This window comes from Agrobacterium genomosp. 2 str. CFBP 5494 (assembly GCF_900013495.1).
In the GTDB taxonomy this organism is placed as follows: Bacteria; Pseudomonadota; Alphaproteobacteria; order Rhizobiales; family Rhizobiaceae; genus Agrobacterium; species Agrobacterium pusense.
On sequence record NZ_LT009719.1, the window covers coordinates 1,877,413 to 1,899,182 of the forward strand.

17 protein-coding genes and 2 pseudogenes are annotated in these 21,770 nt (G+C 59.6%); 14 read left to right on the forward strand and 5 right to left on the reverse strand.

The window, feature by feature from the left end:
- Positions 1 to 9: 9 nt before the first annotated feature.
- The 5 genes from AGR2A_RS23530 to AGR2A_RS23550 all read left to right on the forward strand — a co-directional run bounded on the left by AGR2A_RS23530 (position 10) and on the right by AGR2A_RS23550 (position 7,668).
- Positions 10 to 3,144: an efflux RND transporter permease subunit gene (locus AGR2A_RS23530; RefSeq protein ID WP_004445085.1), complete on the forward strand. Its 3,135-nt coding sequence runs from the start codon at positions 10 to 12 to the stop codon at positions 3,142 to 3,144.
- Between the two features lie 100 nt (positions 3,145 to 3,244).
- The gene (locus AGR2A_RS23535; protein ID WP_072492996.1) at positions 3,245 to 3,865 is read left to right on the forward strand and encodes a TetR family transcriptional regulator; all 621 of its coding nucleotides are present in this window, start codon (positions 3,245 to 3,247) and stop codon (positions 3,863 to 3,865) included.
- 201 nt (positions 3,866 to 4,066) lie between these two features.
- Positions 4,067 to 5,590, forward strand: coding sequence for a sugar ABC transporter ATP-binding protein (locus AGR2A_RS23540; RefSeq protein WP_072492995.1), 1,524 nt, complete (start codon positions 4,067 to 4,069; stop codon positions 5,588 to 5,590).
- A 50-nt stretch (positions 5,591 to 5,640) separates the two neighbouring features.
- Positions 5,641 to 6,642, forward strand: a complete 1,002-nt coding sequence (locus tag AGR2A_RS23545; RefSeq protein WP_004445079.1) for an ABC transporter permease — start codon at positions 5,641 to 5,643, stop codon at positions 6,640 to 6,642.
- Positions 6,643 to 6,714: 72 nt separating this feature from the next.
- Positions 6,715 to 7,668 (forward strand): substrate-binding domain-containing protein, encoded by a 954-nt coding sequence (locus tag AGR2A_RS23550; protein WP_080823386.1) that lies wholly within the window; start codon positions 6,715 to 6,717, stop codon positions 7,666 to 7,668.
- A gap of 240 nt (positions 7,669 to 7,908) precedes the next feature.
- On the opposite strand, the gene AGR2A_RS23555 is transcribed toward AGR2A_RS23550, so the two are convergent.
- Positions 7,909 to 8,802, reverse strand: a complete 894-nt coding sequence (locus AGR2A_RS23555) for a LysR family transcriptional regulator (RefSeq protein WP_004445076.1) — start codon at positions 8,800 to 8,802, stop codon at positions 7,909 to 7,911.
- 537 nt (positions 8,803 to 9,339) lie between these two features.
- Between AGR2A_RS23555 and odc2 the strand changes: the two genes are divergently transcribed.
- From odc2 to AGR2A_RS23600, 9 genes and pseudogenes are all read left to right on the forward strand, one after another.
- Positions 9,340 to 10,473, forward strand: coding sequence for an ornithine/lysine decarboxylase (gene odc2, locus AGR2A_RS23560; protein ID WP_004445074.1), 1,134 nt, complete (start codon positions 9,340 to 9,342; stop codon positions 10,471 to 10,473).
- Between the two features lie 191 nt (positions 10,474 to 10,664).
- The gene (locus tag AGR2A_RS23565; RefSeq protein WP_072492986.1) at positions 10,665 to 11,234 is read left to right on the forward strand and encodes a GNAT family N-acetyltransferase; all 570 of its coding nucleotides are present in this window, start codon (positions 10,665 to 10,667) and stop codon (positions 11,232 to 11,234) included.
- A gap of 143 nt (positions 11,235 to 11,377) precedes the next feature.
- Positions 11,378 to 11,779 carry a MarR family winged helix-turn-helix transcriptional regulator gene (locus tag AGR2A_RS23570; RefSeq protein ID WP_034496674.1) on the forward strand — a complete coding sequence of 134 codons (402 nt, stop codon included), beginning with the start codon at positions 11,378 to 11,380 and terminating at the stop codon, positions 11,777 to 11,779.
- An 87-nt stretch (positions 11,780 to 11,866) separates the two neighbouring features.
- Positions 11,867 to 12,865 (forward strand): annotated as a pseudogene (locus AGR2A_RS23575) (MFS transporter); the annotation flags it as partial.
- Between the two features lie 69 nt (positions 12,866 to 12,934).
- Positions 12,935 to 14,101: an IS110 family transposase gene (locus AGR2A_RS23580; protein WP_072528851.1), complete on the forward strand. Its 1,167-nt coding sequence runs from the start codon at positions 12,935 to 12,937 to the stop codon at positions 14,099 to 14,101.
- Between the two features lie 305 nt (positions 14,102 to 14,406).
- Positions 14,407 to 14,715 (forward strand): annotated as a pseudogene (locus AGR2A_RS23585) (MFS transporter); the annotation flags it as partial.
- A gap of 277 nt (positions 14,716 to 14,992) precedes the next feature.
- Positions 14,993 to 15,691, forward strand: a complete 699-nt coding sequence (locus AGR2A_RS23590; protein ID WP_004445064.1) for an OmpW/AlkL family protein — start codon at positions 14,993 to 14,995, stop codon at positions 15,689 to 15,691.
- A 208-nt stretch (positions 15,692 to 15,899) separates the two neighbouring features.
- Entirely contained in the window at positions 15,900 to 16,343 is a 444-nt protein-coding gene (locus AGR2A_RS23595; RefSeq protein WP_004445058.1) for a glyoxalase superfamily protein, read from the forward strand.
- A 312-nt stretch (positions 16,344 to 16,655) separates the two neighbouring features.
- Complete coding sequence (locus AGR2A_RS23600) at positions 16,656 to 17,399, forward strand: class I SAM-dependent methyltransferase (protein ID WP_072492984.1); 744 nt, start codon at positions 16,656 to 16,658, stop codon at positions 17,397 to 17,399.
- A gap of 59 nt (positions 17,400 to 17,458) precedes the next feature.
- Here AGR2A_RS23600 and AGR2A_RS23605 read toward each other — a convergent pair whose 3' ends face one another.
- The 4 genes from AGR2A_RS23605 to ugpB form a co-directional block, all read right to left on the reverse strand.
- Positions 17,459 to 18,520, reverse strand: coding sequence for a sn-glycerol-3-phosphate import ATP-binding protein UgpC (locus tag AGR2A_RS23605; protein ID WP_072492983.1), 1,062 nt, complete (start codon positions 18,518 to 18,520; stop codon positions 17,459 to 17,461).
- Positions 18,520 to 19,368 carry a sn-glycerol-3-phosphate ABC transporter permease UgpE gene (ugpE, locus tag AGR2A_RS23610; protein ID WP_004445050.1) on the reverse strand — a complete coding sequence of 283 codons (849 nt, stop codon included), beginning with the start codon at positions 19,366 to 19,368 and terminating at the stop codon, positions 18,520 to 18,522. Before ugpE ends, AGR2A_RS23605 begins: the two co-directional genes overlap by 1 nt.
- A gap of 10 nt (positions 19,369 to 19,378) precedes the next feature.
- Positions 19,379 to 20,260 carry a sn-glycerol-3-phosphate ABC transporter permease UgpA gene (ugpA, locus tag AGR2A_RS23615; protein ID WP_004445049.1) on the reverse strand — a complete coding sequence of 294 codons (882 nt, stop codon included), beginning with the start codon at positions 20,258 to 20,260 and terminating at the stop codon, positions 19,379 to 19,381.
- Between the two features lie 69 nt (positions 20,261 to 20,329).
- On the reverse strand, positions 20,330 to 21,640 hold the full coding sequence (gene ugpB, locus AGR2A_RS23620) for a sn-glycerol-3-phosphate ABC transporter substrate-binding protein UgpB (protein WP_185933334.1): 1,311 nt from the start codon (positions 21,638 to 21,640) through the stop codon (positions 20,330 to 20,332).
- Positions 21,641 to 21,770: the final 130 nt, after the last annotated feature.

Genomic DNA, 21,770 nt, shown 5'->3' on the forward strand with positions numbered 1-21,770 from the left:
ACCGATTTCATGGCACGTTTTTTCATCGATCGGCCCATTTTTGCCTGGGTCGTCGCCATCTTCATCATGCTGGCGGGCCTGCTCGCCATTCCCATGCTGCCTATTGCGCAATATCCGAATGTGGCGCCGCCGCAGATTTCGGTCTCCACGACCTATCCCGGCGCTGCGCCGGAAGATATCTACCAGAGCGTCACGCGCCCGATAGAAGAGGAACTGAACGGTGTTCCCGGCCTGATCTATTTCGAGTCGACATCGGAGGCTTCCGGCCGCATTTCGATCAACGTCACGTTTGAACCAGGCACCAATATCGGTGAGGCGCAGGTCGAAGTTCAAAACCGCATCGCACGCGTGGAGCCACGCCTGCCGCAGGCAGTGACGCAGCAGGGCCTGCGCGTGGAACAGGCAGGCACCTCGTTTCTGATGATGGTGGCGCTCACCTCCGTCGACGGCAATACCGATGCCATCGGTCTCGGCGATTATCTCAGCCGCAACGTGCTCGGCGAATTGCGCCGCGTTCCCGGCGTCGGCAGCGCGCAGCTCTTTGCCACCCAGCGCTCCATGCGCATCTGGATGGATCCGGACAAGATGCTGGGCCTCAGCCTGACGTCGAGCGACGTCATCGGCGCCATCCAGGCGCAGAACTCGCAGGTCGCCGCCGGCCGCATCGGTGCATCGCCAAACCCGATTGGCCAGCAGATTTCTGCGACCGTCAACGTGCAGGGTCAGCTCACATCGCCGGAAGAGTTCGGCTCCATCGTGCTGCGCGCCAACCCGGATGGTTCTTCCGTCAGGCTGCGCGATGTCGCGCGAGTGGAAGTGGGCGGGGAAAGCTATAACTTCTCAAGCCGCCTGAACGGCAAGCCGAGCGCCGCCATCGGCGTGCAGCTGTCGCCGACCGGCAATGCGCTGCAGACATCGGAGGGCGTACGCGCCACGATGGAGGAGCTGTCGCGCTATTTCCCGCAGGGCATAGAGTATGAAATTCCCTATGACACCAGCCCCTTCGTCAAGATTTCGATCGAGAAGGTCATTCACACGCTGATCGAGGCCATCATCCTCGTCTTTGTGGTGATGTTCGTGTTTCTCCAGAACATCCGCTACACCATCATTCCGACATTGGTGGTGCCCGTGGCGCTGCTCGGCACCTGCGCCGTCATGTATGTCTCGGGTTTCTCGATCAACGTTCTGACCATGTTCGCCATGGTTCTCGCCATCGGCATTCTGGTGGATGACGCGATCGTCGTCGTTGAGAATGTCGAGCGCATCATGGCGGAAGAGCATCTGTCGCCGAAGGAGGCGACCCGCAAGGCAATGGGCCAGATTTCCGGCGCGATCATCGGCATCACGCTGGTGCTGACGGCCGTGTTCGTGCCCATGGCCTTCTTCCCCGGCGCCGTCGGCATCATCTACCAGCAGTTCAGCCTGACCATGGTGGTGTCGATCCTGTTCTCCGGCTTCCTGGCCCTGTCGCTGACGCCGGCGCTGTGCGCTTCTTTCCTGAAGCCCATCAAGGCCGGGCATCATGAAAAGAAGGGCTTCTTCGGCTGGTTCAACCGCAACTTCGACAAGGCGTCGCACAAATATTCGTCTTCGGTCGGCGGCATCATCAAGCGCTCCGGCCGCTTCATGGTGATCTATGCGGCGCTGCTGGTCGGTCTCGGCTGGGCCTATATGCAATTGCCGAGCTCGTTCCTGCCGAACGAAGACCAGGGCTACCTGATCGTGGACATCCAGGCGCCTGCGGAAGCCAGCAGCGACCGCACCCTGCAGTCCATCCAGCAGATCGAAAAGATCTTCCTGGAAGAGCCGGCGGTTGAACGCGTCATCGCCGTGTCGGGCTTCTCCTTCTCCGGTTCCGGCCAGAATGCCGGCCTCGCCTTCGCGACGCTGAAGGACTGGAGCGAACGTGGACCGGAGGATTCTGCAGCGGCCATCTCAGCCCGGATCAATGGCAAGCTCTGGGGCCTGCCGGACGCAATGTCCTTCGCGCTGTCGCCACCGCCCATTCAGGGTCTCGGCAACTCCAGCGGCTTTACCTTCCGCCTGCAGGACAGGTCCGGAGCGGGCCAGACGGCGCTGAGCGCCGCCGGCGCGCAGCTGATGGCCGCGGCGCGGCAGAGCCCTATCCTTGCCGGCCTTCGCATCGAAGGCATGCCGGATGCGGCGCAGGTCAATCTCGTCATCGACCGTGAGAAGGCAAACACATTCGGCGTGACTTTCAGCGATATCAACGCCACCATCTCGGCCAATATGGGTTCGTCCTACGTCAACGACTTCCCCAATGCCGGCCGTATGCAGCGCGTGACGGTGCAGGCCGAACAGGGCCAGCGCATGAAGACCGAGGATCTTCTGAACCTCAACGTCCGCAACGCCAATGGCGGCATGGTGCCGATCAGCTCTTTCGCCTCGGTGGAATGGGTGCGCGGTCCTTCTCAGGTGGTCGGTTATAACGGCTATCCGGCGATCCGTATCGGTGGCCAGGCGGCGCCGGGTTACTCCTCCGGTGATGCCATTGCCGAAATGGAACGTCTGGCGCGCGAATTACCCGGCGGTTTCGGTTTCGAATGGACCGGCCAGTCACTGCAGGAAATCCAGTCGGGTTCGCAGGCACCGGCGCTCATCGGTCTCAGCGTGCTGTTCGTCTTCCTGCTGCTCGCAGCGCTTTACGAAAGCTGGTCAATTCCGCTCTCCGTCATGCTGGTGGTGCCGCTCGGGGTCATCGGCTCGGTGGCGGCGGTGATGCTGCGCGGCATGCCGAACGATGTCTACTTCCTCGTCGGCCTCGTCGCCATCATCGGCCTTTCCGCGAAAAATGCGATCCTCATCATCGAATTCGCCAAGGATTTGCGGGCAGAGGGCAAATCCACCTATGATGCGACGGTGGAGGCGGCGCATCTGCGCTTCAGGCCGATCCTGATGACGTCGCTCGCCTTCTCGCTCGGCGTGCTGCCCATGGCGATCGCCTCCGGCGCGAGCGCCGCGAGCCAGAATGCCATCGGTACCGGTGTTCTCGGCGGCATGATCTCGGCGACGATCCTCGCGATCTTCTTCGTTCCCGTGTTCTTTGTTTTCGTCATGAAGATTTTCGGGGATCGGAAGAAGGAGAACGAGATTGCTGCTGACGCCGTTTCACCGGCGGAATAACATCGAGGGAAAGCCGGGACACCGTCATGTCATGACGCCCCGGCATTGAGGAAAGGCACGGTGCGGAAGCGCCGTGCCGGCAGTGGAAGGAGATAACGGAATGCGCCGTACCAAGGCCGAGGCAGAAGAGACGCGTCAGGCGATCCTTGCCGCTGCCGAGCGGGTGTTCTTCAAGAAGGGCGTTGCCAACAGCTCGCTTGACGAGGTGGCGGCCGCGGCCGGGGTCACACGCGGGGCGATATACTGGCATTTTTCCAGCAAGACCGATCTCTTCATCGGCCTTTACCAATCGGTGGCGCTGCCGGAATCCGACCTGCTCGATTTCGGCGATCCCGACGTCAAGGGTGCGGCGCTGCTCTCCAGGATAGAAGAAGCGGCCTGCAAATGGCTGGCGCTCCTGGCGGGCGACGAACAGCGCCAGCGCATCATGACGATCAGTCTTCGTACCAATTATTCCGATGAGTTCGCGCCCGTGCTTCATGCGCAGGAGGAGCTGGATCGATACCACAAGGAGCGGCTGGAGGCGGCTTTCGAGCGGGCGCAGGCGGAAGGCGCGTTTAACGACAACTGGACCGCGGAATCCGCGCTTGGCGCGCTTTACTGGCTTTTGAAGGGCATGTGCTCCGACTGGCTGCTGTTCGGCAAACGATTCGATCTGGCCAGCGACGGCGCCGAAGCGGTACATCGCCTCATGAAAGGCTTCCAGCGTTCCCCTGCATAGTGAGGCGTTTTGCGGGCTCCCCGTCCACCGGACGGCCCTCACATTTCAGTGTATTCTAACAGACAAGCGAAATTTGCTTTACGTACCTCAAAACCAACGCTAGCTTCTTCTCCGAGCTTTGGGAGGAGTTCGCTCATGGTCACTTCAAGGACAATCGAAGGGCAGGAGCCGCCCGTTCGCACCGGATGTCGGTGAGGGCGCATGGCTATTGCTGAGGTTACTGCGGAACCGGCACTTGTCCGGACGGTCGGGTTATCGAAATCTTTCGGACCGGTTCAGGTTCTGAAGGACATAGAGATAGACGTGCGGGCCGGTGAGGTGCATGCCATCATCGGTGAGAACGGCGCCGGCAAGTCGACGCTCATGAAACTGCTGGCGGGCAATGAAAAGCCCTCGGGCGGTGAGATCCGTGTCGACGGCGACCCTGTCACGCTGAGCGGGCCGGTGGATGCCGAACATCGCGGTATTGTGCTCGTCCATCAGGAAATATTGCTCGCGCCTGATCTGACGGTGGCGCAGAACATCTACCTTGGCCGCGAACTGCGCAAGGGCCCGGTGGTGGACGATCGTGCCATGCGCGACGGCGCCCGCAGGGCGATCACCGAACTGGGCGGCGTGATAGACCCCGATGCCATCGTCGGCAGCCTGTCTATCGCCCAGCGGCAGTTGGTGCAGATTGCGCGCGTGCTGCTCGTGCCACATCGGCTGGTCATTTTTGACGAACCGACGGCCAGCCTGACGCCTATCGAAACCGAGGCGCTGCTTAACGTCATCCGCGATATTCGCGCGAAAGGCGTGGCCGTGCTCTATATCTCGCACCGCCTGCCGGAAGTGAAGGAAATCGCCGACCGCGTGACCGTGCTGCGCGACGGCCGGCTGGTCGCCTCTCACCCGGCCTCGGAGCTGGAGCCGGCCGATATGGCGCGGCTGATGGTGGGGCGCGATGTGGCGAAACTCTATCCCGACCGGAACGCCGGCGGCGAGCGCGAGCCTGTTCTTGAGGTGGAGAATTTTAACGTTCCCGGTTATGCGCAGGATGCCGGTTTCAGCCTGCGCAGAGGCGAAATCCTCGGTTTTGCCGGGCTGGTGGGGGCGGGCCGGACGGAGCTGATGGAGGGCGTGCTGGGCCTGCGGACCGGGCGTGGGACGGTGCGTCACCTTGGCCGGACGGTGCACTTCGCCAAGGCGGAGGACAGCCTCAGGGCCGGCATCGTTTACCTCAGCGAAGACCGTAAGGGGAAGGGACTGTTGCTCACCAAGGATCTGCGGGTCAATCTCACGCTTGCGTCGCTAAAAAAATTCAGCCGTCTGTTCCAGATCGACACCGGCCGGGAAACGGCCGCGCTTGATGCTGCAGTGCGCGACTTCGACATTCGCACAGGACGCAAGGACTTGCTGGCGGGCCAGCTTTCCGGCGGCAACCAGCAGAAGCTGCTGCTGGCCAAGATGATGCTGCTCGACCCGTCCATCGTCATCATCGACGAGCCGACCCGCGGCATCGATATCGGCACCAAGGAGCAGATTTACCGCTTTATCGCCGGGCTTGCGGATGAGGGACGGTCGATCATCGTGGTTTCCTCGGAAATGCCGGAGCTGATCGGCATCTGCGACCGCATTCTGGTGATGCGTTCGGGCAGGATTGTCGGTGAGGTGACGGGGGAGCGCATGACTGAAAACGACATCGTGGCGCTAGCGACGGGTGTTCACACGCAGGAACCCGCCTGAGCGCCCGCTTTCCGGGAAACATGGCCTGACAAAAGAAACTGAGGGGAAATATGACTGAGGCCGCATTTGATAACGGCAAAACGCCGAAGACCTCGAAGGACTGGGACCTGCGCGCCGTCGCGCCTTTCGTGGCGCTGGCACTGCTGCTGGTTCTCGGCACCATCGCCAATCCCAATTTCATCGGTATCGACAATCTGCTGAATGTCATCACCCGCAGCGCCTTCATCGCCATCATCGCGCTGGGCGCAACCTATGTCATCACGTCAGGTGGGCTGGACCTGTCGGTGGGCGCCATGGTTGCTTTCGTGGCCAGCCTGATGATCCTCTTCATGAACAGCGGCGCGATAGCGAGCCCGTTGCTGATGCTTCTTGCGGCAATGGCGCTCGCGCTCGCCATCGGCGCGGCCTGCGGGCTGGTAAACGGGCTCATCACCACCATCGGCCGCATCGAACCCTTCATCGCCACACTCGGCACCATGGGTATCTATCGCGGGCTGACGACCTGGCTGTCGCAGGGCGGCGCGATCACGCTGCGCAACCCGGAAATCCAGACGCTTTATCGCCCGGTCTATTTCGGCAATGTTCTGGGCGTGCCGGTGCCGGTCATCGTCATCTTCGTCACGGCTGCGATAGCCGCCTTCGTGCTTTACCGTACCCGCTACGGGCGGCATCTGACGGCGGTGGGCTCCAGTGAGGATGTTGCGCGTTATTCCGGCATTCCGGTCGCCCGGGTTCGCACCATCGCCTATGTGGTACAGGGGCTCTGCGTCGCCGTTGCGGTGCTGCTTTACGTTCCGCGCCTCGCGTCTACTTCGGCAACGACAGGCATGTTGTGGGAGCTGCAGGCGATTACGGCCGTCGTCGTCGGCGGTACGGCGCTGCGCGGCGGGGTAGGGCGCATCTGGGGCACGATCTGCGGCGCCTTCATTCTGGAGATCGTCGGCAACATCATGATCCTGTCGAACTTCGTCAGCGAATATCTGATCGGCGCCATTCAGGGGGCCATCATCATCATCGCCATGCTGGTGCAGCGCTCGCTCAGCCGCAGGTAAGGTGTCACGCCGCGCCATGTGGGGCAGGCGCGGCTGGAGGAGGAACGCCCCGGTCTTGGGAGGAAAGAGACTATGCGTAATAAATTCATCGGCGTGGCCTTTGCCGCGCTGGCAACGGTGCTGGCGGGTTCGGCCCACGCGCAGGACAAAAAGGTCACGATCGGCGTGTCCATTCCGGCGGCCGACCATGGCTGGACGGCGGGCGTGGTCTACCATGCCGAACGTGTGGCGAAGCTTCTGATGAAGGAGCATCCGGGTCTCAACGTCATCGTCAAGACATCGCCGGACGCCGCAAACCAGGCCAATGCGCTGCAGGATCTGGCCGTGCAGGGGCTCGACGCGCTGGTCGTGCTGCCGTCCGATCCCGATCCGCTTGTCAACGCCATCAAGGAGATCAAGGACAAGGGCACCTTCGTCGCGCTCGTCGACCGCGCGCCGAGTGTCAACGACAATTCTATCCGCGATCTCTATGTGGCCGGCAACAACCCGGCGCTCGGCCAGGTGGCCGGCGAATACATCAAGAAGACGACGCCGGATGCCGAAGTCGTGGTCATTCGCGGCCTGCCGATCCCGATCGACCAGCAGCGCCAGGATGGCTTCGACAAGGGTATCGCCGGCTCGAATGTCAAGGTTCTCGACCGCCAGTACGGCAACTGGAACCGCGACGACGCCTTCCGTGTGATGCAGGACTATCTGACCAAGTACAAGAAGATCGACGTGGTCTGGTGTCAGGATGACGATATGGCGATCGGCGTGCTGGAAGCCATCCAGCAGGCCAAACGCACCGATATCCAGTATATCGTCGCGGGCGCCGGGTCCAAGGATATGGTCAAGAAGGTCATGGATGGCGACAAGCTTGTGCCGGTCGACGTGCTCTATCCGCCGGCGATGGTGGCGACCGCCATGCAGCTGACGGCCGGGCATTTCTACGATCAGGTGCCGGTCGCGGGTGAGTACATCCTCGATGCGACGCTGATCACCAAGGACAATGCCGAGCAGTTCTACTTCCCGGATTCGCCGTTCTGACGAGCTGGCTTCTGCCATGCGACGCCCGCTGCAAGGCGGGCGTCGATGCTGCTAAAAGTTTTGCCTAGGTTTGGATTTGGCGAGACGGCTGCATCCCCACTCCGTCACCCCGGACTTGATCCGGGGTCCAGGGCGATCAAGTCCTTGATCGCGGGAGAGTCCTTTCACGGCGCAGACGCGCCGTGGCTGGATGCCGGATCAAGTCCGGCATGACGGAAGGACGCTCGGCGAATGCCGCCTTCACCCGTTCTTCCTGAACCACGCCGAGAGATAATCCACGAAGCTGCGCACCTTGGCGGGCAGGTAGCGACGATGCGGATAGACCGCATAAATGCCGCGGTCCTTGGAAATATAATCGTCGAACAGCGTCACCAGTTCTCCGGACTGGATGTAGGGCCGGGCGATAAAGTCAGGCACCATGGCGATTCCGAGGCCGGCACGCGCCGCGCGCAGGGTCGCCTGTGGGCTGTTGACCTCGATGGGGCCGCTGATGGCGACCGAATTTGAGCCGCCATCCGGCTCCAGATACCGCACCGTATTATGAAAACGCGTATTGGTGTCGATGATGAAGGGAACGCGGGAGAAATCTTGCGGACCATCGAGCGGCCCGTGTTGCGCGACGAAATCCGCCGTCGCCACCGCATAGACCCGGAAATCGGAAAGCTTGCGGGCGATCAGGCCCGAATCCTCCAGCCGGGTGATCCGGATCGCGAGATCGAAGCCTTCTTCGATCAGGTCGACGAATCGGTCTTCCGCGACGATCTCGAGCGACAGTTCCGGATTTTCCTTGGCGAAGTCGATGAGGCTCTGGCCGACCTCCGCGTCGATGAAAGTGCGTGGAACGGAGATCCGCAGTTTTCCTTTCAGATCGGCATTCTTTTCCCGAACAAGGTCGGCGAGATTGTCGATCTCCTTCAGAATGTCGGACGCTGTGCGGTAATAGGTGTGCCCGGCTTCCGTCAGCGAAAACTGCCGCGTGGTTCGGTTTAAGAGAAGCGCTCCGAGATCGTCCTCCAGTTCCCGCACATATTTGGACAGAAGCGCCTTGGAGCGCCCGGTCTTGCGCGCCGCAGCGGAAAACCCCTCCGCTTCGACAACATCGATAAAGGCGCGGATGCGCGTCAGCGTGTCCATGAAAACCCTCCAGTTTGTTCCATATAATTGAACGCTGCATCCTGACTGTTCAACCTTAAAATCGCTGCTGAAAAATTCCGCTATATGGTGAAAAAATCCTCTTGATTATGACGGCGAATATTCTTATCTCCCGTGCTGCCCAAAGTCGCACGTGCCCATGTGTGTCCGCCGATTCCTCGATGTGGTGAGGATTTAGGTAAGGTACCTGGAACTAACCCCTCCAGTCGCTATTCCGGCCAACCGGAAAATGCGAGGACATACGAAGCAACGACGGTGCGGGCCTTTCTGGTTCTCTGCCGGCTCTCCATCAGCCGGGGTACTAAAGAGGCACACCATCATTGCCTGAAGTGCGGTCGGGTCATTCCCTCCAATCCATGGCAGACAAAGCCGAATGATGCTCTGGCAGGGCGTCGTTCACATTCGCGCCTTGAGCGTATGCTATCGATTCTGCGCCTCCACCGGCTGATTCGAATGCATATCTCGAGCGTCCTTTGTCCTCCGGATTTTTCCGGAGCCGGTTTAACAGGGAATACATCGATGACGACTGCACGCATTCTCGACTTCATCAAGACCCGACGTCCCGAAGGCCCTTGCCTCGTGGTTGATCTCGACGTCGTGCGCGACAATTTCAACGCGTTCCGGCACTCCCTGCCGAACAGCGCGATCTATTATGCCGTGAAGGCAAACCCGGCTCCCGAAATCCTGAAGCTGCTTGCTTCGCTCGGCTCCAACTTCGATTGCGCCTCCGTGGCTGAAATCCAGATGGCGCTCGATGCGGGTGCGACTTCCGACCGTATCTCCTTCGGCAACACCATCAAGAAGGAACGCGATGTTGCGCGCGCCCATGCGCTCGGCATCGATCTCTTCGCCGTGGACAGCCATGAGGAAGTTGAGAAGGTTGCCCGTGCGGCTCCCGGCGCGCGCGTGTTCTGCCGCGTTCTGACGGATGGCGAAGGTGCGGAATGGCCGCTGTCGCGCAAGTTCGGCTGCGTACCGCAGATGGCTGTCGACGTTCTGGTTTACGCCCATCAGCTCGGTCTTGAGTCCTACGGCGTATCCTTCCATGTCGGTTCGCAGATGATGAACCTTGACGCATGGGATGCGGCACTGGCCGATGCCAAGCGCGTTTTCGCTTCGCTTGCCAAACAGGGCATCCACCTGCAGATGGTCAATATGGGCGGCGGTTTCCCGACCAAGTACCTGCGCGACGTTCCGGCTGCCGAAGAATACGGCCAGGCCATCGACACGGCGCTGCGCAAGCACTTCGGCAACCAGATCCCGAAGACCATCATCGAACCGGGCCGCGGCATGGTCGGCAATGCCGGCGTCATCAAGGCGGAAGTCGTTCTCGTGTCGCGCAAATCCGACAATGACAACCACCGCTGGGTGTTCCTCGACATCGGCAAGTTCGGCGGTCTCGCCGAGACGATGGACGAGGCGATCCGTTACCCGATCCGCACCGAGCGCGATCAGGACGAGATGGAGCCATGCGTTCTGGCCGGCCCTACCTGCGACAGTGCCGACGTGCTGTATGAAAAGAACATGTATCCGCTGCCGGTCTCGCTGACCATCGGCGATGAAGTTCTGATCGAAGGCACGGGCGCTTACACGACCACCTATTCGGCGGTCGCGTTCAACGGTTTCGAGCCGCTGAAGGCCTACGTCATCTGATCCGAGCGCCGTCCGCTGAAAGGGCGGCGTCTCGACCAAGCTTCCGTTCCGGCCCTGCCGATTTTGCTGTTGCGCAAATCCCTGCTTGCTGCACCTCTTCCAGCCGAGGAAAGCGTGTCGGCGGGCCGGAACGGCTCCACCAATTTTCATCAAGGGCCGCGTGTGGGCGGTTGTGTGACGGGAGGCCAAGGATGGCCGCTCTTTTGAATTCGGTACGGGCATTTTTCACACCGCAGACATTTCATGTCGATCAGGAAAATCCGGGCGATGTCGTTGCCCGTGAAAACCTGCTGGACCGCGCCATGGGCGCCGGACGCCGCCGCAAGTCTTCCGAAAAGCTGCGCGCCGGCCGCGTTCCCGCCGAAGGCCTGGCGCTCGTCGCCCGCGATGAGGACGGCCATGTCATCGGCACGGTGCGCCTGTGGAACGTCGAAGCCGGTATCTCCCGCGAAGGCCGCGCCGTCGAAGCGCTGCTGCTCGGCCCGCTTGCCGTCGATGCCGCCCATGAGGGCAAGGGCATCGGCTCGGCGCTGATGCGCGCCGCCATTACCGAGGCCACCAGGCGGGGCCATGGCGCCATTCTTCTGGTTGGCGACGCCCCCTATTACGAGCGTTTCGGCTTTTTCGCCGACAAGGCCCAGCATCTCATCATGCCCGGCCCGTTCGAGCGCAGCCGTTTCCTGGCGCTGGAGTTGAAATCTGGTTGGCTGGAAGGCGCGGCGGGAATGCTCGTCGCGAGCGGCCGACGGCTCTCCGCCTGAGACGAACTCTCTCATGATATCAGACCCCGGCCTAAAGCCGGGGTTTATTGTTTGCGCTTCGCGCGAGTGCGAGGCCCTGCGGCGGTCGACAATTCCTGTGGCAGGTCTTGCGCGCGACTATCTACGGGTATATACCCGGTATCATGTCTAGCAGCCATTGCCACTGCATTCTGTTGCGCAAAGCATCCCGCAAGGTCTCGTCCTATTATGACGAGGCGCTGGCGCCGCTTGGTGTCAACATCGGTCAGTTCAGCCTGCTGCGGAACATCAACCGCGTTGCGCCGGTCTCGCTGACCGACCTGGCTGCAAGGGTGGAACTGGATCGCTCCACCGTTGGCCGTAATGCCAAGGTGCTGGCGCGGATGGGTCTGGTCGCTATTGGTCACGGCGAGGATCAGCGGGAAGCGATGCTGACCGTAACGGAAGAAGGGCACGCGATCCTCAAAGCGGGCGCACCGCTCTGGGATGGAGTGCAGGATGAAATCGAGGCCCGGCTTGGGCCCGAGAAGACAGCACAATTGCAGGAACTGCTCGCAGCCCTGTAGTTTTTTGGGCATATGCGGTTATCTGCCCGCAATGTGGGTATATACCCGTAAAATATCGGCCGCGGCCGCCGGAAAGGGAATTCGAACATGCTCTCCACACGCCTCGCCAGCTGGATGGCCGGCAGAAATCTGCACTATGGCTGGCTCGTCGCCGCGACCACCTTTCTCACCATGCTGGCCACCGCCGGTGCGATGGGATCTGCGGGGGTGATGATCCAGCCGCTGCATCAGGAATTCGGTTGGGATATCGCCGATATTTCTTCGGCCATGGCCGTCAGGCTTGTGCTGTTCGGTCTGCTTGGTCCTTTTGCCGCCGCTTTCATGAACCATTTCGGCATCCGGCAGGTGGTTTCCACCGCGCTTGCCCTGATCATGGGCGGCATTGTCGCCTCGTTTTTCATGACTGAGGTGTGGCAATTGCTGCTGCTCTGGGGCGTGGTGATCGGCGTCGGCACCGGCATGACTGCCCTGGTGCTGGGCGCCACCGTGGCGACACGCTGGTTTTCCAAGCGCCGGGGACTGGTGATCGGCCTGATGACGGCAAGCAACGCCACCGGCCAGCTGGTTTTCCTGCCGCTGCTGGCGGCGCTGACGGAAGCCTATGGCTGGCGAACCGCCTTGACCCTGTCCGTTGCGGTGATTGCCACCGCCATGGTCCTCGTCCTGCTTTTGATGCGTGACCACCCCGCTGATGTCGGTTTGCCGGCCTATGGCGAGACGGTGGTGACAAAGCCGGTCAAGCAGGACCACAATCTCCTCGCCACGCTGGCATCGCCGCTGTTGACGCTGAAAAGCGTCTCGGGCAACCCCGTCTTCTGGGTGCTGTTCGGCACGTTTTTCGTCTGCGGACTTTCGACCAACGGTCTCATCCAGACACACTGGATCTCGATCTGCGGCGATTTCGGCATGGCTGCGGTAACAGCGGCGGGAACGCTGGCGGTGATCGGCATTTTCGACTTCTTCGGCACGATCTTCGCCGGTTGGCTTTCCGACCGGTTCGACAATCGCTTCATGTTGTTCTGGTTCTACGGTCTGCGCGGGCTGTCCTTGCTTTACCTCTCATTCTCAGGCTTCAGATCCCATGAGGAGTGAACAGCGGCCGCCGCTCTGGCAGAGTGAGGTTGCATCTAAACACTCGCTCAGGAGGAGCAGTTTATGGAACCTGCATCCATTCAACCGACCGCTGTCCGCATCGATCTTGGCGCAATTTTTGTGTCATTGGAACTGAGCCGATCGGCCTGGTTGATCACTTCGTTGTCGCCAGGCAGCGGCGAGAAGATGTCGAAGCATGTAGTGGCCGGTGGCAATGTAGCCGAGTTGCTGGAACGATTTGAGCAGCTACAGCAGAAGGCGCGATTGAGAACAGGGAAATTATTTCCCATCGTAACGATCCAGGAGGCAGGATTGGACGGCTTCTGGATACACCGCGTGCTGGAGGCTCACGGCATCGAGAGTTACGTCGTCGACGCAGCTTCGATCGCGACTTCCCGTCGACGTCGGCGTGCTAAGACCGACAAGATCGATGGAGAGGCTCTGACGCGCACATTGCTCGCGTTCAAGCGCGGCGAGCCACGCGTATGTGCGATGGTCAGAGCGCCAGATCCGAGTGACGAAGATCGGCGTCGGATTTGCCGGGAACGCAAAGTTTTGATTGCTGAGCGGGTCAGGCATGTCAATCGCGTGAAGGGGCTACTCTTTACTCAAGGCGTCAGCGGCTATCAGCCGCTCCGTAAAGATCGCCGTCAGCGGCTGGAGGAGCTTCAGACTGGAGATGGGCGTGAGTTACCGAAACACTTGAAGGCTCAAATCAATCGGGAACTCGACCGTCTCGAGTTGCTGCTAGAGCAGATCGCTGCAGTGGAGAGCGAGCGTAATTCTCTTCTATCGATGGAGGACCAGCCAGCGGTTGAGGCAACCTCGCCCGCAGCGATGCTGCTGTCCTTGAAGGGTGTTGGCGCTGAATTTGCCGCCGTTCTTTGGACCGAAGCCCTGTCCCGGCATTTTGATAATAGGCGGCAGATTGCCGCCTATGCCGGTTTGACACCAACCCCATGGATGAGCGGGACCATCGACCACGAGCAGGGTGTCTCAAAGGCAGGGAACCCTCGGCTGCGCACTACGATGATCCAACTATCGTGGCTGTGGCTACGCAATCAGCCAGCATCAGCGCTCAGCCGTTGGTTTGTGGATCGGGTTCAGTCGAATGGTGGACGCTTAAAGAAAGCCGCGATAGTTGCCTTGGCGCGCAAACTCCTTATCGCACTGTGGAAATTTGTCACTGCGGGTGTTCTCATCGAGGGGGCTGTCATGAAGACCGCCTGACAACCAAAAAATTGCCGAACACACAATCTTCCAGGACTGATCACTCCTGGCGGATCCAGGTGAGCGAACCGCCTCGAAGTCGGGCTTCAAATGCCGCGCTTTAGATTGGTCCCGTTCTCCTGAGCCTTGCCGCTACGCAAGCGGGATAATGGTGCTGCCGGACAAAACGGCGACCGTATGTGAGTTTGAACCGGTGAAGGAAACGTGCCGCGTCAAGCAAGGTGGCTCAGACCATGGGTTCGATACGAAATCGAAGGGGCACGCTATGAAACGATGATTGATCTTGACGACGAAATCCTCATGTGAGCTTCGTGGAGCTTTCGGTCTTTGCCGTCTTCTACGGGCTGGACTGGGTAGCGACCGTGCCGCCGACGGTGAAGCTTGCCGCGGAAAACTTCGGCCGTGAAAAGGCCGGTCTTGTTTTCGGCTGGGTCTTTGCCGGCCATCAGCTGGGGGCAGCCACCGCCGCCTTTGGCGCCGGTTTCTTCAAGAGCGACTTCGATACCTATATGCCTGCGCTGCAGATTGCCGGTCTGATGTGCATGATTGCCGCCGTCTCGGTTCTGCTGCTGCGAAAGCCGGGCTCCGCGACCCTGACGCCGCAGACGGCGTGATATACAGAGGGGGGAGGCCTGCGCATGTGGCCTTCTCCGTATTCCGACTTCGTAGGCAGGTCGCCGGGCGGCATTGTTGCGTAATTGTCACAATGCTTGCCGGTTCATCGCTTCCATACATGAAGGGCATCCCGGTTTGATCCATCTCAATCGGCCTGCGTCACCCTTCGTCATAGTGGCTCCCAAGCGGTTGCGGCAGGCGAAGATTCGCAAGGCCCGCCGTCATCAGCCGGTTCCGGGGACTTGCCCGGCTGCGGTGCGCTATAGGAGAGATGGAATGACGAATAGAAACAGAAACAACGCCTTGCTTGCCAGTGTTGCGATTGGCGTTGCCGCCATGCTCGGGTCTGCCGATGCGATAGCCGCTGATATGACCCAGGCGGCGCCGGCTCCGACTGCGGAGGAAGCGATTGCGGCGGCAAGCCCGTGGATGCTGCGCGTGCGCGGCCTCGGCGTCATCACCAATGACAGCGGGAGTGTCGACGGTGTGCCAGGGGCTGGCCTGTCCTATTCGGATACCGTAATCCCGGAACTCGACATCAGCTATTTCTTCACCGATAACTTCGCCGCCGAACTCATTCTCGGCACCACCTATGCCAAAATCAATGGCGAGGGCGTGCTGGCCGGCACTCCGGTCGGCAAGACCTGGCTGCTGCCGCCGACACTGACGCTGCAATATCACTTCACCGACTTCGGCGCTTTCAAGCCCTATATCGGCGCGGGCGTGAACTATTCGCTGTTCTACAACCAGACGGAAAAGCCCGGTTTCAGCAATCTCGACGTCAAGAACAAGCTGGGCGCTGCGGTGCAGGTCGGTTTCGACTATATGCTGGATGAGCATTGGGGTGTGAACTTCGACGTGAAGAAGATCTTCCTCAAGACCGACTGGACGGCGGAACTCGGTGGCACGCCGATCAGCGGCAAGGCCAAGCTGGATCCGTGGCTGATTGGCGCGGGTATCACTTATCGTTTCTGACAGTAGGTCGATGAAGCGCGGCCTTTGACGGGCGGCGCTTTCTGGGCTATAGGGACGGCCACGGGCAAGAGCCCCGGCCGTCCGCAGGCGCGTTTGCGCCCCTGGTGAAGCTCATTTCTTGATAACGGTCATCCCATGTTTTGCATGTCGTCGATGGCAACGCGGACCCCCTTCGGAACATTCGGCATGCACATGTTGGAGAACCGTTATGAACGTGTCCAAACCGCTTCCCGCACTTGAGGGGCTGAAAGAACAGGCAAAGCGCCTGCGTGCCGCTCTTGAGGATGAGGGGCAGTCAATCACCCATTCAAAGGCGTTGGAACTCATCGCCGCGCAATATGGCTTCCGCGACTGGAATACGCTACATGCCGCCGCGGGAAATCGTCCCGCCTTCAATCCCTATCTTCTGGGCTCCAGGGTGGAAGGTTTTTACCTCGGGCAGCCTTTCGTGGCCTCCGTTCTGGGCGTGCAGGCGCTCGGCGGCGATCCCGAACGTTACCGGCTGACCCTGCATCTCGATGATCCCGTGGATGTCGTGACCTTCGAAAGCTTCTCCGCTTTCCGCCAGCGCGTTCATTGCAATGTCGATACCTCAGGCCGCACCCTTGAAAAAACTTCCAATGGCCGGCCGCAGGTGGAACTCGTCTGGTAGGTTGGCGCTCCCTTGATTGGTCGCCGTTCATGGAGGCGAAGCACGGGATGTCAGGCTTTTGAACCCCTTTTCATTTCAAAACTGAAAGGGGGTTCAGTCGAAATTTGCGATGTTTGCTTCACCGCGTCTTTCCACGTCGCCCCTTAATACACGTCAGTGCTCGTCCGGGTATATATAATATATTTTTTGGTTGTGCTTGTGTTTTATTGATAGAATTTATTGTTGATATATTTGTTTTGCAAAGTAATATCTGTTATTGTATTGAATAGTTGATATATAAATATTATTGTCTGCTTATGTTTGAGGGATTTTATGAGCGATACGCAGTGGCTGGAATGGGGCAGGAAAAACCCATATTACGGCGTGTATTCCGAAGACCGATTTCACACTTCAAATATCGAGGCAACGAAGGGGGAATTCTTCGCAACCGGGGAAGCCAATGTCTCTTGGATGCTGGGTCGTGCGGAACAGTATTTCGGGCCGTTGGGTAAAGGACGTGTTCTTGAGTTCGGTGCCGGGGTGGCTCGAATGAGCATACCGCTTGCGTCCCGTTTTGAAACCGTAATCGGCGTTGAACTATCTCCAGACATGCGTGCCGAAGCCGTTAAGAATTGCCAGTTATACAGTGTCAAAAATGTCGAAATGGTCCCTTCAGACGACGATTTAAGTCACGCTTCGGGCGAATTTGACCTCGTCCTCAGCTATATCGTTCTCCAGCACGTAGATGCCAGGAGGGGAGTGATGCTGATCGACAAGTTGCTGTCTAAGGTCGGCCCCAACGGTGTCGCCATTCTCCAGGCGAGCGTCAAACGGCCTGAACGCCGCTTGTCAGACCGCCTACGCTATCACCTGCGCCACAATGTGCCAGTGCTGGCGGCAACATACAGATTCCTGCGTGGAAAAGGCTGGAATACACTTTCAATGCGAATGTCGGAATATGATCCTATCGCCATCCTCGCGGCGTTCAGTCGGAACGGAATGAAGGACGTTTTGCTTTCCGAGCATTATCAAGGTGATGTCCTTACCTTTCATTTCACGGCGAGAAAGGGCGGCTAACACGACGGGACGCCATTACTTAGATGCTGGACGTCGCAGTAATGGCATCCCGCAGTGGCTTAAATCCGCTTCCCCGCCGAATCGAACAGATGGAAATCCTTTGCCTGGGCGGCGATTTTCAGCGTTTCACCGATGCGCAGTTGCGAGCGGCCGTGGACGCGGAAGACGATGGTGGTGCCGTCGGCGAAGGAGCCGTGCACGTAACTTTCCGCACCCACCAGTTCCACGGCGTCCACCTGCACGGTGCCGGTAAATGCAGCGTCGGTGGGGGCCTCACTGGCAAGGATGATGTCTTCCGGGCGGATGCCGAGCGTGGCAGCACCCTGCAGCAGTGCGGTGCTTTCCATCACCGACCAACCGGAAGAGCCGTTGGCCGTCGCCGTCCCGTGGTTCAGCAGGTTCATCGAGGGCGAGCCGATGAAGGTGGCGACAAAGGTCGTGGCCGGTTTTTCGTAAAGCTCGATCGGCGTGCCCATCTGCTCGATGCGGCCGGCATTCAGCACCACCAGCCTGTCGGCGAGCGTCATGGCTTCCATCTGGTCGTGGGTCACGTAAACGCTTGTCGTGGCGAGAGAGCGCTGCAGGCGGCGGATTTCGACGCGCATCTGCACGCGCAGCTTGGCGTCGAGGTTGGAAAGCGGCTCGTCGAACAGGAATGCCGCGGGCTTGCGCACGATGGCGCGGCCCATGGCCACACGCTGGCGCTGGCCGCCGGAAAGCTGGCGCGGCTTGCGCTCCAGGAATTGCTCGATTTCGAGAGCCTTGGCCGCCTCCGTGATACGCCGCTCGATCTCCTCCTTCGGCGTGTTGCGGTTCTTCAGGCCATAGGCAAGGTTCTGGCGCACCGTCATATGCGGGTAGAGCGCGTAGTTCTGGAACACCATGGCAATGTCGCGGTCTGAGGGTTCCAGATCGTTGACGACGCGGTCGCCGATGACGATCTGGCCGCCGGAAATACCTTCCAGACCGGCGATCATGCGCAGCAGGGTGGACTTTCCGCAGCCGGAGGGACCGACGAGCACGATCATTTCGCCATCGGCGATGTCCATCGATACGCCCTTGATGGCTTCGACATTGCCGCCATAAACCTTGCGGACGTCTTTCAGCGCAATTTTTGCCATTACTTCTCGGTCTCCACCAAACCTTTGACGAACCAGCGCTGCATCAGCACCACAACGATAACAGGGGGGATGATGGCGAGGATCGCCGTCACCATCACGTAATTCCAGGGCGTCGAGGCATCGGTAAAATCCACCATGCGCTTGAGGCCGATGATGATCGTGTTCATCTTTGCGTCGTTGGTCACGAGCAGCGGCCAGAGATATTGCGTCCAGCCGTAGATGAAGAGGATCACGAAAAGTGCCGCGATATTGGTTTTCGACAGCGGCAGCAGGATATCGCGCATGAAACGGAACGGACCCGCATTGTCGATACGCGCCGCTTCCACCATTTCGCCGGGAATTGTCAGAAAGAACTGCCGGAAGAGAAAGGTCGCCGTGGCTGAAGCCATCAGCGGCAGGGTGAGCCCCGCATAGGTGTCGATGAGGCCCAGATCGACGATGACCTTGTAGGTGGGCAGGATGCGTACTTCCACCGGCAGCATGAGCGTGATGAAGATCATCCAGAAAAAGCCCATGCGGAAGGGAAAGCGGAAGAAAACGATGGCGAAGGCGGACAGGAACGAGATGATGATCTTGCCGATGGCGATGGCCAGCGCCACGACGAAGCTATTGAATAGCAGCCGTTCGAGGCTGACGCCGACGACCCTTTCCACGCCGCCAACCATGGCGTCGGTATAGTTTTCTCCGAGATGGCCGCCTGGCAGCAGCGACATGGGCGGCCGGATGATGTCGTTCGACGTCATCGAGGAAGCGATGAAGGTGTAGTAGATCGGAAAGGCCACGATGATGATGCCGAGCACCAGCATCAGATGGGCAATCACGCGTGCGATGGGGCGATTTTCAATCATCAGGACGTCCTCAGCCGTAATGCACGCGCTTCTCGACGAAGCGGAACTGGAAGGCGGTGAGCGCGATGACGATCACCATCAGGATCACGGATTGCGCGGCGGATGAGCCGAGATTGAGGTTCACGAAGCCATCATTATAGACCTTGTAAACCAGCGTTTCCGTCGCCTTTGCGGGGCCGCCGCCGGTCACCGCATGGATGATGCCGAAGGTGTCGAAGAAGGCGTAGACCGTGTTGACGACCAGAAGGAAGAAGGTGGTCGGCGCAAGCAGAGGGAAAACGATGGTCCAGAAGCGCCGCGAACCGCGCGCGCCATCAATGGAGGCGGCCTCCAGCAATGATTTAGGAATTGCCTGCAAGCCCGCGACAAAAAATAGGAAATTGTAGCTGATCTGTTTCCACGCAGCCGCCGCGACGACGAGCAGCATGGCCTGATTGCCGTTGAGCAGCGGGTCCCACATGATGCCGTTGCGACGCAGGATATAAGAGAAGGTTCCCATGGCCGGATTGAACATGAAAAGCCATAACATGCCGGCCACCGCCGGCGCGACGGCATAGGGCATGATCATCATGGTGCGGTAAAAGCCCTTGCCGCGCACCACCCTGTCTGCCGCCGTTGCCAGCAGCAGCGCCAGCCCCATGGAGACAAGCGCAGTGAGGATGCTGAAAACGACGGTGACCTGCAGCGAGTTGAGGTAGCTTTCATCAGAAAGTACCGCGGAAAAATTCGCCAGGCCGACGAAATTGCTGTTCAGCCCGAAGGCATCCTCGCGCATGGTGGACTGATAGAGCGCCTGGCTGGCCGGCCAGAAGAAAAAGATCACCGTGAGGATGATCTGCGGGGCGACCAGCAGATAGGGCAGGATCTTGTTGGGGAATACGACGCTTTGCACGGCGATCTCCTGATGACATGGAAATGCCGCCCGCATCTGTCAGAGGATGCGGGCGGGGCAGGGGATCGTTTAATTGCCGGCGGCCTGTTTGATGGCCGCGTCGCCGCGCTGGACTATCTTGTCGAGTGCTGCCTTCGCATCCTGCTTGCCGGCCAGCATCGCCTCGAACTCCTCGTTCATGATGTCGCGTACCTGCGGCAGGTTCACGAGACGCACACCCTTGGAGTTTTCTGTCGGCGGTTTGCCCATCATCTGCAGCAGCGGCGTTTCACGGCCGGGGTTCTTGTCGTAGAAGCCGGATTTCTTGGTTTCCTCATAGGCCGCGATCGTGACCGGCATATAGCCAGAGACCTGATGCAGGCGAGACTGGATCTTGGTCTGGGAGAGGAAGTGGAAGAATTCCGCTACGCCCTTATATTCGGCATCGCTCTTGCCACCGAAGACCCAGAGGCTGGCGCCGCCCGGGATGGTGTTCTGCGGGCCATGGCCCTCATAATAGGGAAGCTGGCCGATGCCGTAATTCATTCCGGTCTTGATGATATCTCCAAGGCCGCCGGAGGATTCGGTCAGAATACCGCATTCGCCGGACATGAAGAGCTGCTTGGCTTCCGAAGTGCGGCCGCCATAACGGAAGACACCGTCTTTCGCCAGATCGGCAATCGCCTGGAAATGCTCGACAAAGAGCGGCGCATTGACGGCGAGCTTCACATCGGTGCCGCCGAGACCGTTTTCATTGCTGCCATAGGAGACGTTGTTCCACGCGGCGAAGTTTTCGGTCTGGATCCAGGTCAGCCAGGTGGAGGTGAAACCACATTGCGCGGCACCGCTGGTCTTGATCTTCCTGGCGGCATCGAAAACTTCCGGCCAGGTCTTCGGCGGGTTGGCGGCATCGAGGCCGGCCTTCCGGAAGATATCCTTGTTATAATAGAGGATCGGCGAGGACGAATTATAGGGGAAGGACAGCATGGTGCCGTCAGGCTTGGAATAATAGGCGACGATGCCTGCCAGATATTCATCCTTGTTGAAGGTGTAGCCGCCTTCCTTCAGCACGTCCGCTACCGGTTTGATGGCGCCCGCAGCACCCATCATGACACCGGAGCCGGCATCGAAGACCTGAATGATGGCAGGCGCCTGCTTGGCGCGGAAGGCGGCGATGCCGGCGTTCAGGGTTTCGGGATAGGTGCCCTTGAAGACGGGCATGACCTTGTAGTCTTTCTGGCTGTCGTTGAATTCCTTGGCAAGCGAATCCACGACTTCGTTGTTGGCGCCGGTCATGGCGTGCCACCACTGGATCTCCGTCACAGCATATGCATTCGATGTGACAAAAAACGAAAGCGCGGATGCCGCAGCAAGGCGGTAGCTGAGTTTTTTCAAGGCGATTCCTCCCATTATGAAAACAGTAAAAGATACAGCCCCTTAATTGCAGCCTATCCTCCTCGATATGGCTGCGGGCGATCTTTTCTGTATTAGCATTGCCGATTAAAAGCGAACTCTAACGAAAATGCAATAG

Excerpts from the sequence above, each read along its gene's own strand:
- AGR2A_RS23530 (WP_004445085.1), top strand. The coding sequence starts at position 10 with ATGGCACGTTTTTTCATCGATCGGCCCATTTTTGCCTGGGTCGTCGCC.
- AGR2A_RS23535 (WP_072492996.1), top strand. The coding sequence starts at position 3,245 with ATGCGCCGTACCAAGGCCGAGGCAGAAGAGACGCGTCAGGCGATCCTT.
- AGR2A_RS23540 (WP_072492995.1), top strand. The coding sequence starts at position 4,067 with ATGGCTATTGCTGAGGTTACTGCGGAACCGGCACTTGTCCGGACGGTC.
- AGR2A_RS23545 (WP_004445079.1), top strand. The coding sequence starts at position 5,641 with ATGACTGAGGCCGCATTTGATAACGGCAAAACGCCGAAGACCTCGAAG.
- AGR2A_RS23550 (WP_080823386.1), top strand. The coding sequence starts at position 6,715 with ATGCGTAATAAATTCATCGGCGTGGCCTTTGCCGCGCTGGCAACGGTG.
- AGR2A_RS23555 (WP_004445076.1), bottom strand. The coding sequence starts at position 8,802 with ATGGACACGCTGACGCGCATCCGCGCCTTTATCGATGTTGTCGAAGCG.
- odc2 (WP_004445074.1), top strand. The coding sequence starts at position 9,340 with ATGACGACTGCACGCATTCTCGACTTCATCAAGACCCGACGTCCCGAA.
- AGR2A_RS23565 (WP_072492986.1), top strand. The coding sequence starts at position 10,665 with ATGGCCGCTCTTTTGAATTCGGTACGGGCATTTTTCACACCGCAGACA.
- AGR2A_RS23570 (WP_034496674.1), top strand. The coding sequence starts at position 11,378 with ATGTCTAGCAGCCATTGCCACTGCATTCTGTTGCGCAAAGCATCCCGC.
- AGR2A_RS23580 (WP_072528851.1), top strand. The coding sequence starts at position 12,935 with ATGGAACCTGCATCCATTCAACCGACCGCTGTCCGCATCGATCTTGGC.
- AGR2A_RS23590 (WP_004445064.1), top strand. The coding sequence starts at position 14,993 with ATGACGAATAGAAACAGAAACAACGCCTTGCTTGCCAGTGTTGCGATT.
- AGR2A_RS23595 (WP_004445058.1), top strand. The coding sequence starts at position 15,900 with ATGAACGTGTCCAAACCGCTTCCCGCACTTGAGGGGCTGAAAGAACAG.
- AGR2A_RS23600 (WP_072492984.1), top strand. The coding sequence starts at position 16,656 with ATGAGCGATACGCAGTGGCTGGAATGGGGCAGGAAAAACCCATATTAC.
- AGR2A_RS23605 (WP_072492983.1), bottom strand. The coding sequence starts at position 18,520 with ATGGCAAAAATTGCGCTGAAAGACGTCCGCAAGGTTTATGGCGGCAAT.
- ugpE (WP_004445050.1), bottom strand. The coding sequence starts at position 19,368 with ATGATTGAAAATCGCCCCATCGCACGCGTGATTGCCCATCTGATGCTG.